Origin of the sequence: Rhodanobacter sp. KK11, assembly GCF_033345435.1 — a bacterium.
Lineage (GTDB): Bacteria > Pseudomonadota > Gammaproteobacteria > Xanthomonadales > Rhodanobacteraceae > Rhodanobacter.
In genome coordinates, this window is the sequence record NZ_JAWPMI010000001.1 from 585,723 (window position 1) to 600,169 (window position 14,447).

Here is a 14,447-nt window from a genome sequence, read left to right on the forward strand (position 1 = left end):
AGGCGATCGGCGCCCTGTGCCTGTTGATGCTGCTGGTGGCGGTGCTGGCCAGCGCGCTCGGCGTGGTGTGGACGCGCCACGAGAGCCGCGTGCTGTTCGTCAAGCTGACCGCACTGCAGAACCAGCGCGACGAGCTGAACATCGAATACGGCAAGCTCGAACTGGAGCAGGCCACCTACGCCGAACCGCGGCGCATCGACGACGAGGCCCGGCAGAAGCTGGGCATGGTCGCGCCGCGCCCGCAAGACATCCGGTTGCTGCGATGAGCTGGCGCAACCACATCGCGCCCGCCCAGCCCGGCCGCCGCCGTGGCGCCGGGCCCAGCGCGCGTCGGCGCATGGTGGTGGTGGTCGGCCTGCTCGGTCTGGTCTCGGTCGGACTGGTGGCGCGCGCATTCGACCTGCAAGTGGTGCGCAAGCAGTTCTACCAGCGCCAGGGCGATGCGCGCTTCCTGCGCGAGATGCCGATCCCGGTGTCGCGCGGCACCATCTTCGACCGCAACGGCGAGCCGCTGGCGGTGTCGACCCCGATGATGTCGATCTGGGCGAATCCGTCCGAGGTGCTGGACAATGACGAGCGCATTCCCGCGCTGGCGCAGGCGCTGGGCGTGGATGCGGACGGCCTGAAGGCGCAGCTGGCGCAGCGTTCCGACCGTGAGTTCGTCTATCTGCGCCGGCAGATGGCACCGGCTGCGGCGCAGGCCGTGCTGGACCTGGGCATTCCCGGCATCAACGGCCAGCGCGAGTTCAAGCGCTACTACCCGTCCGGCGAAGTGACCGCGCACGTGCTCGGCTTCACCAACATCGACGACCGCGGCCAGGAAGGCCTGGAGCTGGCCTACGACGACTGGCTGGCCGGCAAGCCCGGTGCCAAGCGCGTGATCCGCGACCGCATGGGTCACGTGGTCGAGGACATCGAGCAGGTGCGCGCGCCCAAGCCGGGGCAGAACCTCACGCTCAGCATCGACCGGCGCATCCAGTTCCTCGCCTACAGCGAGCTGAAGAACGCGCTGGAGAAGTCGCAGGCCGACTCCGGCTCGATCGTGGTGCTCGACGTGAAGACCGGCGAAGTGCTGGCGATGGCCAACCTGCCGACCTACAACCCGAACGCGCTCGGCGGCAGCAAGCCGGGTCAGCGACGCAACCGGGCGATGACCGACGTGCTCGAACCGGGCTCCACGATCAAGCCGATCCTGATGGCGGCGGCGCTGTCCAGCGGCAAGTACACGCCGACCAGCCCGATCATCGATACCACCGGCGGGCACTGGTACTTCCAGGGTCACGACATCCACGACACGCACAACTACGGGCTGCTCACGCCGACCGGCGTGATCACCAAGTCGAGCAACGTGGGCGCGGCGCGCATCGCGATGGCGCTCGACACCACGCTGATGTACGACACCTACCGCGCGTTCGGCTTCGGCAACAGCACCGAGAGCGGCTTCCCCGGCGAGGCCGCCGGCTCGCTGCGCATCGGCCGCAGCTGGCGCCCGCTGGAGAAGGCCATCCTCGGTTACGGCTACGGCCTCAACGTCACCGTGCTGCAGCTGGCCAACGCCTACGCCACCATCGCCGATGGTGGCGTGATGCACAGCCCGAGCTTCATCAAGGGCGGCGACACCATCTCCAAGCAGATCATCTCGCCGGAAGTGGCGGGCCAGTTGCTGCGCATGATGGAAACAGTGACCGGACCCGGCAGCACCGGCACGTTGGCGCGCATCGCCAATTACAGCGTGGCCGGCAAGACCGGCACCGCGCACAAGGCCAGCGTCGGCGGCTACGCCAAGAGCAACTACACGTCGGCATTCGCCGGCATCGTGCCGGCGTCGAACCCGCGCCTGGCCGCAGTGGTGGTGGTCGACAACCCGCAGCGGGGCAGCTACTACGGCGGCACCGTGTCCGGGCCGGTGTTCGCGAAGGTGATGGAGGGCGCGCTGCGCCTGCTCGACGTGCCGCCGGACAACATCGGCCGCTGGTATGTCGGTGGCCCGTTGCAGAACGTCGACGGCCTGGTCGGCAGCAAGCCGCCGGTCGATGCGCCGATCGACGACGCCCCGGTCGACGAGGACACGCCATGAGCACCGGCCACCTCGACCAATTGCTGCTGGGTATCGCCGACGCGCCGATCGCCGCGGCGCCGGACGTCGGCCGCATCGTGGTCTCCGGCCTGACCCTCGATTCGCGCCACGTGCAGCGCGGCGATGCGTTCTTCGCCCTGCGCGGCAGCCAGGCCCATGGCATCACGTTTGCTGCCGGCGCCGTGCAGCGCGGTGCCCGGGTGGTGCTGGCCGAAGCGCCCGCGCCGGACAAGGTCGAGCCGCTGGAGGCTCCCGTGCTGTGGATCGACGGCCTGCACGACCAGGTCAGCGAGATCGCCGCGCGCTTCTACGAGCGCCCCAGCGAATCGCTGCGCATGGTCGGCGTCACCGGCACCAACGGCAAGACCTCGTGCGTGCAGCTGCTGGCGCAGGCGCTGACCCTGCTCGGCCACCGCGCGGCCTCGATCGGCACGCTCGGCGCCGGCGTGCACGGCGATCTGCACGAAGGCGAGCGCACCACGCCCGACGCGGTGACGGTGCAGGGTCTGCTGGCGGAGTTCCGCGATGCCGGCGCCAGCCACGTGGCGATGGAAGTCTCGTCGCATGCACTGGAGCAGGGCCGCGTGGCGGCGGTGGATTTCGAGGTGGCGGCGTTCACCAACCTCACCCGCGACCATCTGGATTACCACGGCAGCATGGAGGCCTACGGCGCGGCGAAGGCGAAGCTGTTCGCCTGGCCGGGCCTGCGCAGCGCGGCGATCAACGTGGACGACGCGTTCGGCCGCGAACTGGCCGGGCGGCTGCCCGACGGCGTACAGCGCCTGCGCTTCAGCATGGCCGGCGACGGCGTGGCGGAAGTCGCCGCCAGCGCGATCGCCACCTCGGCCGAGGGGCTGGCGTTCCTGCTGCGCACGCCGTGGGGCACGCGGGCGCTGCGCAGCCAGCTGATCGGCCGCTTCAACGTGGCCAACCTGCTGGCCGTGGTGGCCTGCCTTGGCGCGCTTGACGAGCCGTTCGCGCGCATCGTCGAGGTGGTCGAGCAGTTGCGGCCGGTCAACGGGCGAATGAGCCGGCTCGGCGGCCTGCATGGCCAGCCGCTGGTGGTGGTCGACTACGCGCACACGCCGGACGCGCTGGAACAGGCGCTGACCGCGGTGCGCGCGCATTGCGCCGGCAGGCTGATCTGCGTGTTCGGCTGCGGCGGCGAGCGCGACGCCGGCAAGCGTCCGTTGATGGGCGAGATCGCCGCGCGGCTGGCCGACGTGGCGATCGTCACCGACGACAACCCGCGCGGCGAGGACGGCGACGCGATCGTGGCGCAGATCGTGGCCGGCATGGCGGCGGCGCGCGCGATGGCGGTCGAGCGCGATCGCGCGGTGGCGATCGCCGACGCGCTGCAGCTGGCGCGCGCCGGCGATGCGGTGCTGATTGCCGGCAAGGGCCACGAGACCTACCAGGACGGCGCCACCGGCAAGCGTCCGTTCGACGACCTGGCGGTGGCGCGTGCCGCACTGGAACGGATCAGCCGGGAGTCGCGCGCATGATGCCGCTGAGCGCCATCGCCGTGTGGACCCATGGCCGCCTGCTCGACGGCGACGTCGAGGTCACCGGCGTCGCCATCGACACGCGCAGGCTCAAGCCCGGCGACCTGTTCGTGGCGATCAAGGGCGAACGCGCGGACGGCCACGACTACCTGGCCGAGGCCGCCGCACGCGGTGCGGTCGCCGCACTGGTCACGCGCAAGGTCGACAGCGCGCTGTCGCAGGTGCTGGTGAACGACGCCGCGCTGGCGCTGGGCGACCTGGCCAGCGCGGTGCGCGCGCAGCGCAACGTGCGCGTGGTCGGCATCACCGGCTCCAACGGCAAGACCACGGCGAAGACGCTGATCGCCTCGATCCTGTCGCGCCACGGCCGCACCCACGTCAGCGCGGGCAACTTCAACAACGAGCTGGGCCTGCCGCTGAGCGTGCTCTCGATGCCGCCGGACACCGAGTACGCGGTGTTCGAGATGGGGGCGGGCAAGCCGGGCGACATCGCCTACCTCGCCGCCATCGCGCGGCCCGATATCGGCCTCATCACGCTCATCGCGCCGGCGCACCTTGAGCGCATGGGCAGCATCGAGGGCGTGGCGGAGACCAAGGGCGCGCTGTACCAGGCCTTGCCGGCCGACGGCATCGCGATCATCAACGCCGACGACGCGTTCGCCAGCTTCTTTGCCGGGCTGGCCGGCGCGCGCAAGGTGCTGCGCTTCGGCCTGGACCAGCCAGCCGACGTCGGCGCCGACGTCATCGAGCAGCGTGTGGATGGTTCGCGCTTCGTGCTGAGCACGCCGCAAGGCGACGCCGAAGTGGCGCTGCCGCTGCCCGGCCGCCACAACATCGCCAACGCGCTGGCCGCGACGGCGGTGGCGCTGGCGCTCGAGGTGCCGCTGGCCACCATCGTGGCCGGGCTGGAGCAGGTGTCCGGCGTGGCCGGCCGGCTGCGCCGTGAAACGATGGCCGGCGGCTGGACCCTGATCGACGACAGCTACAACGCGAACCCCAGCTCGATGGCGGCGGCGATCGACACCCTGCTGCTGGCCGGCGGCGAGCGCTGGCTGGTGCTGGGCGACATGGCCGAACTGGGCGCGGATGCGCGTGCGTTGCATGCCGGTATCGGCACGCGAGCGCGCGAGCGCGGGGTCGACCGGCTGTTCGCGGTCGGCCCGCTCGGCGCGGCCACGGTCGAGGCGTTCGGCCCGGGCGGCATGCATTTCGACGACAAGTCCGCGCTGATCGCGGCGCTGCAGGCACAGCTGCACGCCGGCGTCACCTGCCTGGTGAAGGGCTCGCGTTCGGCCGGCATGGAGCAGGTGGTGGCGGCGCTCGGCGGTCATCCGGGCGCGGCGGACAAGAATGAAGGGGGTGCCTCCGATGCTGCTTGAACTGGCCGACTGGATGGCACGGCACTTCACCGCGCTGCACCTGTTCCAGTACATCACCTTCCGCACCATCATGGCCGCGCTGACCGCGCTGGCCATGTCGCTGCTGTGCGGGCCGTGGCTGATCAACCGGCTGGCCGCGCTGAAGGCCGGCCAGGTAGTGCGCAGCGACGGCCCGCAGACGCACCTGGTCAAGGCCGGCACGCCGACCATGGGCGGCGTGATGATCCTGCTCTCGGTGACCGTCGCCACCTTGCTGTGGGCCGACCTGCACAACCGCTACGTGTGGGTGGTGCTGGCGGTGCTGCTGAGCTTCGGCGCGATCGGCTTCTACGACGACTACCGCAAGCTGGTGCTGAGGGACAGCCGCGGCCTGGCCAGCCGCTGGAAGTACTTCTGGCAGTCGGTGTTCGGCCTCGGCGCGGCGCTGTTCCTGTACTACAGCGCGCCACACGCCGGCGTCACCGGCCTGCCGGTGGCGGAGACCGCGCTGTACGTGCCGTTGTTCAAGCACGTGGTGCTGCCGCTGGGGCTGTTCTTCGTGGTGGTGACCTATTTCATGATCGTGGGTTTCTCCAACGCGGTGAACCTCACCGACGGGCTCGACGGCCTGGCGATCATGCCCACCGTGCTGGTCTCCGGTGCGCTCGGCGTGTTCGCGTATCTCGCCGGCAACAAGGTTTTCTCCGAGTACCTGGGCATCCCCTCGATTCCCGGTGCGGGCGAGCTGGCGATTTTCACCGGCGCGCTGGCCGGTGCGGGGCTCGGCTTCCTGTGGTTCAACACGTATCCGGCGCAGGTGTTCATGGGCGACGTCGGCGCGCTGGCGATGGGCGCGGCGCTCGGCTGCGTGGCGGTGATCGTGCGCCAGGAGGTCGTGCTGCTGGTGATGGGCGGCGTGTTCGTGATGGAAACCGCCTCGGTGATGATCCAGGTGGCGAGCTTCAAGCTCACCGGCAAGCGCGTGTTCCGCATGGCACCGATCCACCACCACTTCGAATTGAAGGGCTGGCCCGAGCCGCGGGTGATCGTGCGCTTCTGGATCATCTCCGTGGTGCTGGTGCTGGTCGGTCTGGCCACGTTGAAGGTGCGCTGATGCCGATCTTTGACGCCACCACCCAGGCCAAACGCCGCAGCGGACCGCGCGGCAGCTTCGACCTGTGGCTGCTGGTCGCGCTGGTCGGGCTGGCCAGCGTAGGCGTGGTGATGGTGACGTCCAGCTCGATCGCGGTGGCCGACAGCCAGCACCTCGGCGCGTTCTACTTCCTGAAGAGGCACCTGCTGTTCCTCGGCCTGGGCCTGTTCGCGGCCGGCATGGCGATGCGCACCGAGCTGAAGCTGCTGGAGAAGTTCGCGTTCCCGCTGCTGGCGCTGGCCTTCCTGATGCTGCTGGCGGTGTTCGTGCCGCACTTCGGCATGCGCATCAACGGCGCGCGGCGCTGGCTGAACCTGCTGGTTACCACGTTCCAGCCGGTGGAGGCGGTAAAACTCATCCTGGTGGTCTACGTGGCCAGCTACCTGGTGCGCCACCGCGAGAACGTGGAGACGAAATTCCTCGGCCTGTTCAAGCCGCTGCTGGTGGCCGGCATGATCGTGCTGCTGCTGCTGGCGCAGCCGGACTTCGGTTCGGCCACGCTGGTGATCGCGGTGACCATCGCGATGGTCTGGCTGGGCGGCGCGCGGCCGATCTTCCTGTTCCTGATGGGCTTGCCGCTGATGCCGCTGCTGTACGTGGCGGCCACCGGCGAGAGCTACCGCATGAAGCGGCTGACGTCGTTCATGGATCCGTGGAAGGACCCGTTCAACGACGGCTTCCAGCTGACCCAGTCGCTGATGGCGATCGGCCGCGGCGAGTGGACCGGAGTGGGCCTGGGTTCCAGCGTGCTGAAGCTGTCCTACCTGCCCGAGGCGCATACCGACTTCATCTTCGCGGTGATCGGCGAGGAGCTGGGTCTGGCCGGCGTGCTGCTGGTGATCGGCCTGTTCGGCCTGGCAGTGGGGCGCGGCCTGTACCTGGGGCTGAAGGGCGTCGAGGTGGGCCAGCGCTTCGCCGGCTACGTCGCGTTCGGCGTCTCGCTGATGCTGGCGATGCAGGCGTTCGTGTCGGTCGGCGTGAACCTGGGCGCACTGCCGACCAAGGGCCTGACCTTGCCGCTGATCAGCTACGGCGGCTCGTCGATGGTGCTGACCTGCGCGATGGCCGGCGTGCTGCTGCGCGCCACCTTCGAGATCAACCGCGCGCTGGACGCGCGGCAGATGGCCACGCGGATGCCGGCGGCGGTGGCCGCGCCTGATGCGAACGTGGCGGTGAAGCCGCGCGAGGCGGTGACCGCATGAACGCGCAGGCACCCGTGCTGATCATGGCCGGCGGTACCGGCGGGCACATCTTCCCCGGCCTGGCGGTGGCCGAACGCCTGCGTGCGCAGGGCGTGCCGGTGGTGTGGCTGGGCGCGGTCGGCGGGATGGAGACGAAGGTAGTGCCGGCGCAGCGGATCGAGCTGCACACGGTCGCGGTCGGCGGCCTGCGCGGCAAGGGCATCAGGACCCGCCTGCTGGCGCCGCTGATGCTGCTGCGCGCGCTGTTCGCCTCGCTGGCGGTGCTGCGCCGGGTGCGCCCGCGCAGCGTGCTGTCGATGGGCGGCTACGTGGCCGGCCCAGGCGGCCTCGCCGCATGGCTGTTGCGCCGGCCGCTGCTGGTGCACGAGCAGAACCGCGTGGCCGGCTTCACCAACCGCCGGCTGGCCGGGCTGGCCAGACGTGTGCTGGCCGGTTTCGCCGGCGCGTTGCCGCGGGCCGAGTGGGTCGGCAACCCGGTGCGCGAGGCGATCGCGGCGTTGCCGCCGCCGGCCGAGCGCATGGCCGGGCGCGACGGCAAGCCGCGCCTGCTGGTGCTCGGCGGCAGCCTCGGCGCCCGCGCGCTGAACCTGGCGCTGCCGCAGGCGTTGGCGCAATTGGCGCCGGCGCAGCGCCCCGAGGTGCTGCACCAGTGCGGCAGCCGTGGTCTCGACGAGGCGCGCGAGGCGTATGCGAAGGCCGGCGTCGAGGCGCAGGTGGTGGCTTTCATCGACGACATGGCCGGCAGCTATGGCTGGGCCGATTTGGCCGTCTGCCGCGCCGGTGCGCTGACCCTGGCCGAGCTGGCCGCGGCCGGGCTGGGTGCGGTGCTGGTGCCGTTCCCGCATGCGGTGGACGACCACCAGACCCGCAACGGCGAAGTACTGATGGCGGCGGGAGCCGCCGAACTGATGCAGGAGAGCGAACTGGACGTACAGATTCTGGCGCAGCGACTGGAGTCGTTGCTGGGCGATCGCAGCCGCCTGCTGGCGATGGCCGAAGCCGCGCGCACGCTGGCCAAGCCCGACGCGGCGCAGGCCATCGCGCGCGCCTGCCTGGAGGTGGCTGCATGACGCCGCGTCGACTGCATGCGCACGAAGACCCGATGAGCACCTTCCGCCGGGTGCACTTCATCGGCATCGGTGGCGTCGGCATGAGCGGCATCGCCGAGGTGCTGCACAACCTCGGCTACGCGGTGTCCGGCTCCGACCGCGCCAACTCGCCGACCGCGCAGCGGCTGCGTCAGCTGGGCATCGAGGTGCACGTCGGCCATGCCGTGGAAAACATCGATCACGCCGACGTGGTGGTGACCTCCAGCGCGATCAGGCCGGACAACCCGGAACTGGTTGCCGCCCGCGAGGCGCGCATTCCGGTGATCCCGCGCGCGGAAATGCTGGGCGAGCTGATGCGCTTCCGTCGCGGCGTGGCGATCGCCGGTACCCACGGCAAGACCACCACCACCAGCCTCACCGCCAGCGTGCTGGCCGAGGCCGGCTACGACCCGACTTTCGTGATCGGCGGCCAGCTCAATGCGGCCGGCGCGAATGCACGGCTCGGCACCGGCCAGTACCTGGTCGCCGAAGCCGACGAATCCGACGGCTCGTTCCTGCTGCTGTCGCCGGTGATCGCCGCGGTCACCAACATCGACGCGGACCATCTGGAGAACTACCACGGCGATTTCGCCGAGGTGAAGAAGGCGTTCGCCGATTTCCTGCATCGGCTGCCGTTCTACGGCCTGGCCGTGCTGTGCGTGGACGACCCTGAAGTGGCCGTGCTGGCGAAGTCCACCACGCGCCGCGTGATGACCTATGGCATCGACACCATCGATGCCGACGTGCGCGCGCGCAACGTCAGCCAGCACGGCTTCGAGATGCATTTCGAATTGCTGCTGCCGGGCCGGGACGAGGCGCTGCCGGTGAAGCTGAACCTGCCGGGCCGGCACAACGTGCTGAACGCGCTGGCGGCGGCCGCAATCGGCTGGCAGCTCGGCGTCGAAGCCGAGGCGCTGGCGCGTGCGCTGGCGAACTTCCAGGGCGTCGGCCGGCGCTTCCACCGCCGCGGCGAGATCGCGCTGGACCAGGGCAGCGTGCTGCTGGTCGACGACTACGGCCATCATCCGCGCGAGCTGGCCGCGGTGTTCGCCGCCGCCCGCGGCGGTTGGCCCGGGCGCCGCCTGGTGGTCGGTTTCCAGCCGCACCGCTACAGCCGTACCCGCGACCTGCTCGACGACTTCGCCAAGGTGCTGGCGGAGGTCGACGTGCTGGTGCTGACCGACGTCTACCCGGCCGGCGAGGCGCCGATCGCCGGCGCCGATGGCCGCGCGCTGGCGCGGGCGGTGCGCGCGCGCGGCAAGGTCGATCCGGTGCTGGTCGAGCATCCGCGCGACCTGAAGGAAACCCTGCCGTCGCTGCTGCGTGACGGCGACCTGTTGCTGCTGCTCGGCGCCGGCGATATCGGCGCGGCGGCGGTGGAGCTGGCCCAGCTCGGCAACTTGAGGACGCACAAGTGAGCATGAAGGTGACAGACCCTGCCCGGTTCGGTCGCGTCGCCGTGGTGATGGGCGGCAGCTCGGCCGAGCGTGAAGTCTCGCTGGACTCCGGCCGCAACGTGCTGGAAGCGCTCAGGGCACGCGGCGTGGACGCGCATGCGGTCGACGGCATCCCCGCGCTGCTCGACGCGCTGCGCAGCGGCGGCTTCGCGCGCGTGTTCAACATCCTGCACGGCCAGCACGGCGGTGGCGAGGACGGCGTGCTGCAGGGTGCGCTGGAGGCGCTGGGCGTGCCGTACACCGGCTCGGGCGTGCTCGGCTCGGCGCTGTCGATGGACAAGCCGCGTTCGAAGCGCGTGTGGCAGTCGCTCGGCCTGCCGACGCCGGAATTCGTGGCGCTGCCGCGCGGCGCCGATGCGCAGGCGGTGCACGCGGCGGCGAAGCAGGTGGGCTTTCCGCTGATCGTGAAACCGGCCTGCGAAGGCTCCAGCGTGGGCGTCACCCGCGTGTTCGAGGAAGCGCAGCTGGACCAGGCGGTCGAACTGGCCGCGAAGTATCCCGGCGACCTGCTGATGGAAGCCCTGATCGAAGGCGGCGAGCTGACCGTCGCCATCCTCGGCCGCCAGGTACTGCCGTCCATCCACATCGTGCCGAAGGGCGCTTTCTACGACTACAACGCGAAGTACATCGCCGAGGACACGCAGTACCTGTGCCCCGGCCTCGAAGGCGCCGCCGAGGCGGAGCTGCGCGCGCTGGCGCTGGCCGCGTTCGATGCACTGGGTTGTGACGGCTGGGGCCGCGTCGACGTGATGCGCGACCGCAGCGGCCGCAACTGGCTGCTGGAAGTGAACACCGCGCCGGGCATGACCTCGCACTCGCTGGTGCCGAAGGCCGCCAGGGCCGCCGGCGTCGACTACCAGGAACTGTGCTGGCGCGTGCTGGAAACCAGTTTCCGGGAGGGCACGTGAAGGGAACCGTCCGCCTCGTCGCCTGGTGTCTGGCCATTGCGCTGGTCGCGCTGCCGATCGTCGGCGTGCTGCGCGGATGGTTCGCCGCCGGGCGCTGGCCGGTGACCCAGCTGACCGTGCAGGCCGAGTTCAAGCATGTCAGCGCGGACGACATCCGCGCCGCGGTGCGGCCGCGGCTGGGCAAGGGCTTCTTCGCGCTGGATCTCGACGCAGTGCAGAAGGCGGTGGCCGCGTTGCCGTGGGTGGAATCGGTCGAGGCGCGCAAGCGCTGGCCGGACACTCTGCAGTTGCGCATCTACGAGCGCCAGCCGTTCGCCCGCTGGAACGACAGGCAGCTGATCAGTCGGCAGGGTCTGGTGTTCGAGGCGCCGGGCATGGACGACGTCGGCGCGCTGCCGAGCCTGCATGGCCCGGATGCGCGGCTGGCCGAAGTGGTCAGCTTCTATGCGGAAACCCGCAAGGCGTTTGCCGGCACCCACCTGCAGATCACCGGCGTGGCGCTGACCGAACGCGGCAGCTGGAGCGTGAGCATGGCGGACGGCGCGCAGATCGTGATCGGCGACCGCGAGTACGCCGGGCGCCGGCTGCGCCGCTTCCTCGACGTCTACCCGCAGCTGATCGCCGGCCGCAGCGACGGCTTCGTCTACGCCGATCTTCGCTACACCAATGGATTCGCCGTGCGCTGGCCGCAGACGGCCGCCGTCAACGCAGGAGGTTCGCCCCGCTCATGAAGCCGCGCAACGACAAGCAACTGGTAGTCGGGCTCGACATCGGCACCTCGAAGGTGGTGGCGATCGTCGGCGAGTACGAGCCGGGCGAACCGATCACCGTGATCGGCATCGGCACCCACGTGTCGCGCGGCATGAAGCGCGGTTCGGTGGTCGACATCGAATCGACCGTGCACTCGATCCAGCGCGCGGTGGAAGAGGCCGAACTGATGGCCGGCTGCGACATCCGCTCGGTCTACGCCTCGATCTCCGGCAGCCACCTGGAAACCCGCAACTCGCACGGCAACGCAGCGATCCGCGACCGCGAAGTCACCGCCAGCGACCTGGAGCAGGTGCTGGAGGCGGCCAGCGCGGTGGCGATCCCGGCCGACCGCAAGGTGCTCTACAAGGAGTCGCAGGAATACCGCATCGACGGCCAGGACGGCATCCGCGCGCCGATCGGCATGAGCGGCGTGCGGCTGGAGGCGAACGTGCACCTGGTCACCGGCGCGGCGGCGGCGGTGCAGAACGTCACCAAGTGCATCCAGCGCTGCGGCCTCACCGTGGACGAGCTGGTGCCGTCGGCGGTGGCCAGCGCCAAGGCAGTGCTGACCGACGACGAGCGCGAGCTGGGCGTGTGCCTGGTCGACATCGGCGCCGGCACGACCGACATCGCGATCTACACCCAGGGTTCGATCCGCTACACCGTCTCGCTGCCGGTCGGCGGCGACCAGGTCACCAGCGACATCGCCTACGGCGTGCACACACCGACCGCGCACGCGGAGGAAATCAAGATCAAGTACGCCTGCGCGCAGACCGGGTTGGCGCATGCCGAGGAAACCATCCAGGTACCGAGCGTGGGCGACCGCCCGCCGCGCCGGCTCGCCCGGCAGTCGCTGGCGCAGAGCGTGCAGGCGCGCTACGAGGAAATCTTCGAGATGGTGCAGAACGAACTGCGCCGCTCCGGCTACGAAAGCATGGTGGCCGCCGGCGTGGTGCTGACCGGCGGCGCCTCGAAGATGGAAGGCGCGCTCGAGCTGGCCGAGGAGATCTTCCACAAGATGGTGCGCATCGGCGTGCCGCAGCAGATCGAGGGCCTCGGCGAAGTGGTGTCCAGCCCGCTGCACGCCACCGGCGTGGGCCTGCTGCTGCATGGCGCGCGCGCCGGCGGCATGCGCGTGGGCGGCGCGGGCGGCGGCAGCGTCGGCGGCCTGGTCGGCAAGTTGCGCGGCTGGCTCACCAGAAATTTCTGAGCAACACGATTCCGGCGACGCAGGAGGCGTCGCCACGGGCGGAGGGAGATCCGCCCACCACCATGGACCGACAGGAGTCGCCATCCATGGTTAAAACGACAACAACTCTACGGAGGACGGGAAATGTTTGAACTGATCGATAAACTCGCACCCAATGCAGTCATCAAGGTGATCGGCGTGGGCGGCGGCGGCGGCAATGCCGTGGCGCACATGCTCAATGCCAACATCGAAGGCGTGGAATTCGTCGTCGCCAACACCGACGCGCAGGCGATGTCCAACTGTGGTTCGCGTACCCACCTGCAGCTGGGTGCGAACGTGACCAAGGGTCTCGGCGCCGGCGCGAACCCCGAGGTCGGCCGCCAGGCCGCGCTGGAGGATCGCGAACGGATCGAGGCGATGCTCGAAGGTGCCGACATGGTGTTCATCACCGCCGGCATGGGCGGCGGCACCGGTACCGGCGCGGCGCCGGTGGTGGCGCAGCTGGCCAAGGAGAAGGGCATCCTCACCGTGGCGGTGGTGACCAAGCCGTTCCCGTTCGAGGGCCGCCGGCGCATGCAGGTCGCGCTGAAGGGCATCGAGGATCTGTCCCAGCACGTCGATTCGCTGATCACCGTGCCCAACGAGAAGCTGCTCAGCGTGCTCGGCCGTGAAGTGACCCTGCTCAACGCGTTCAAGGCCGCCAACGACGTGCTGCAGGGCGCCGTGCAGGGCATCGCCGACCTGATCACCGCGCCCGGCCTGATCAACGTCGACTTCGCCGACGTGCGCACCGTGATGTCGGAAATGGGCCTGGCCATGATGGGCTCGGGCACCGCCCGCGGTGACGACCGCGCCCAGGCGGCGGCCGAGGCGGCGATCAAGAACCCGCTGCTGGAGGACGTCAACCTCAACGGCGCCTGCGGCATCCTGGTCAACGTCACCGCCGGCCCGAACCTGACCATGCGCGAATTTGACGAAATCGGGCGGATCATCCACGACTTCGCCAGCGAGGACGCCACCGTGGTGATGGGCACCTCGCTCGACCCGGAAATGAAGGACGACGTGCGCGTCACCGTGGTCGCCACCGGCCTCAACCGGGCCATGGCCTCGCGCCAGCAGCCGCCGATCCGCATGGTCGAGACCCAGCAGGTGCAGATGCGGCCGCGGCCGGTGGTGCTGCGTACCGGCACCGGCAACGAGGTGGTCGATTATGCACAGCCGGAGATGGCGGTGGGCCACGGTCGTGCGGAACCTGCGGCGCCGGCGAAGAGTACCGAGCCTGGCTTCGACTACCTGGATATCCCGGCCTTCCTGCGCCGCCAAGCCGATTGACCGCAGGTAGCCTTCCGGCAGCTTGCACTGGTTAAGGAGATGCGAAAGTATTGAACGAACGCCCGTTGGGCAGGTCACTACTCCCATCGTGCCGCACCGGCGGCCATTGGCCGGATCGCGCGGCATGCGGGGCAGGTCGGGATTGGCCGACAGGCCGGCCGTTCGCGGCCATGCAGCAACAAAGACTGTGCGTCTGGATGGCGCACGGCCAGTCGCCGCGGCTTGCCGTCGCGGCCGGTCCGATGCCCCGTGCCGGATTCCCGTCCCAGGCACGGGGCGTCGTGTCGAACCGTCGCTTCATCGGGAAACCACGGTGGACGCGCGCCAGCTTTCAAGGATGAAAGAAACATGAAGGCTTAATCAGACTGTACGGTACGGTTTGCTTTTATCGCAGGTTAAAACTGTGTTAGCATCCGCTCCTGATTGGC

Annotated in this window: 12 protein-coding genes; all 12 read left to right on the forward strand. The window is 69.8% G+C overall.

The window, feature by feature from the left end; translation table 11 throughout:
- The first annotated feature begins 5 nt into the window (after positions 1-5).
- The 12 genes from ftsL (at position 6) to ftsZ (ending at position 14,019) form a co-directional block, all read left to right on the forward strand.
- Complete coding sequence (gene ftsL / locus R5H19_RS02530; RefSeq protein WP_318158138.1) at positions 6-266, forward strand: cell division protein FtsL; 261 nt, start codon at positions 6-8, stop codon at positions 264-266.
- Positions 263-2,077, forward strand: coding sequence for a penicillin-binding protein 2 (locus R5H19_RS02535; protein ID WP_318157396.1), 1,815 nt, complete (start codon positions 263-265; stop codon positions 2,075-2,077). Before ftsL ends, R5H19_RS02535 begins: the two co-directional genes overlap by 4 nt.
- A complete protein-coding gene (locus R5H19_RS02540) occupies positions 2,074-3,582 on the forward strand; it encodes a UDP-N-acetylmuramoyl-L-alanyl-D-glutamate--2,6-diaminopimelate ligase (protein WP_318157397.1) in 1,509 nt (502 codons plus the stop codon). Before R5H19_RS02535 ends, R5H19_RS02540 begins: the two co-directional genes overlap by 4 nt.
- The gene (murF, locus tag R5H19_RS02545) at positions 3,579-4,961 is read left to right on the forward strand and encodes a UDP-N-acetylmuramoyl-tripeptide--D-alanyl-D-alanine ligase (protein WP_318157399.1); all 1,383 of its coding nucleotides are present in this window, start codon (positions 3,579-3,581) and stop codon (positions 4,959-4,961) included. Before R5H19_RS02540 ends, murF begins: the two co-directional genes overlap by 4 nt.
- A complete protein-coding gene (gene mraY, locus R5H19_RS02550) occupies positions 4,951-6,054 on the forward strand; it encodes a phospho-N-acetylmuramoyl-pentapeptide-transferase (protein WP_318157400.1) in 1,104 nt (367 codons plus the stop codon). The genes murF and mraY overlap by 11 nt, the downstream gene beginning before the upstream one ends.
- Positions 6,054-7,295, forward strand: coding sequence for a putative lipid II flippase FtsW (ftsW, locus tag R5H19_RS02555; protein WP_318157401.1), 1,242 nt, complete (start codon positions 6,054-6,056; stop codon positions 7,293-7,295). Before mraY ends, ftsW begins: the two co-directional genes overlap by 1 nt.
- Entirely contained in the window at positions 7,292-8,365 is a 1,074-nt protein-coding gene (gene murG / locus R5H19_RS02560) for an undecaprenyldiphospho-muramoylpentapeptide beta-N-acetylglucosaminyltransferase (protein ID WP_318157402.1), read from the forward strand. Before ftsW ends, murG begins: the two co-directional genes overlap by 4 nt.
- A complete protein-coding gene (gene murC / locus R5H19_RS02565) occupies positions 8,362-9,801 on the forward strand; it encodes a UDP-N-acetylmuramate--L-alanine ligase (RefSeq protein WP_318157403.1) in 1,440 nt (479 codons plus the stop codon). The genes murG and murC overlap by 4 nt, the downstream gene beginning before the upstream one ends.
- A 2-nt stretch (positions 9,802-9,803) precedes the next feature.
- Positions 9,804-10,748, forward strand: a complete 945-nt coding sequence (locus R5H19_RS02570; RefSeq protein ID WP_318157404.1) for a D-alanine--D-alanine ligase — start codon at positions 9,804-9,806, stop codon at positions 10,746-10,748.
- Positions 10,745-11,479 carry a cell division protein FtsQ/DivIB gene (locus R5H19_RS02575; RefSeq protein ID WP_318157405.1) on the forward strand — a complete coding sequence of 245 codons (735 nt, stop codon included), beginning with the start codon at positions 10,745-10,747 and terminating at the stop codon, positions 11,477-11,479. Before R5H19_RS02570 ends, R5H19_RS02575 begins: the two co-directional genes overlap by 4 nt.
- Positions 11,476-12,708, forward strand: coding sequence for a cell division protein FtsA (gene ftsA, locus R5H19_RS02580; protein WP_318157406.1), 1,233 nt, complete (start codon positions 11,476-11,478; stop codon positions 12,706-12,708). Before R5H19_RS02575 ends, ftsA begins: the two co-directional genes overlap by 4 nt.
- A 123-nt stretch (positions 12,709-12,831) precedes the next feature.
- On the forward strand, positions 12,832-14,019 hold the full coding sequence (ftsZ, locus tag R5H19_RS02585; RefSeq protein WP_318157407.1) for a cell division protein FtsZ: 1,188 nt from the start codon (positions 12,832-12,834) through the stop codon (positions 14,017-14,019).
- The last annotated feature ends 428 nt before the right edge of the window (positions 14,020-14,447 follow it).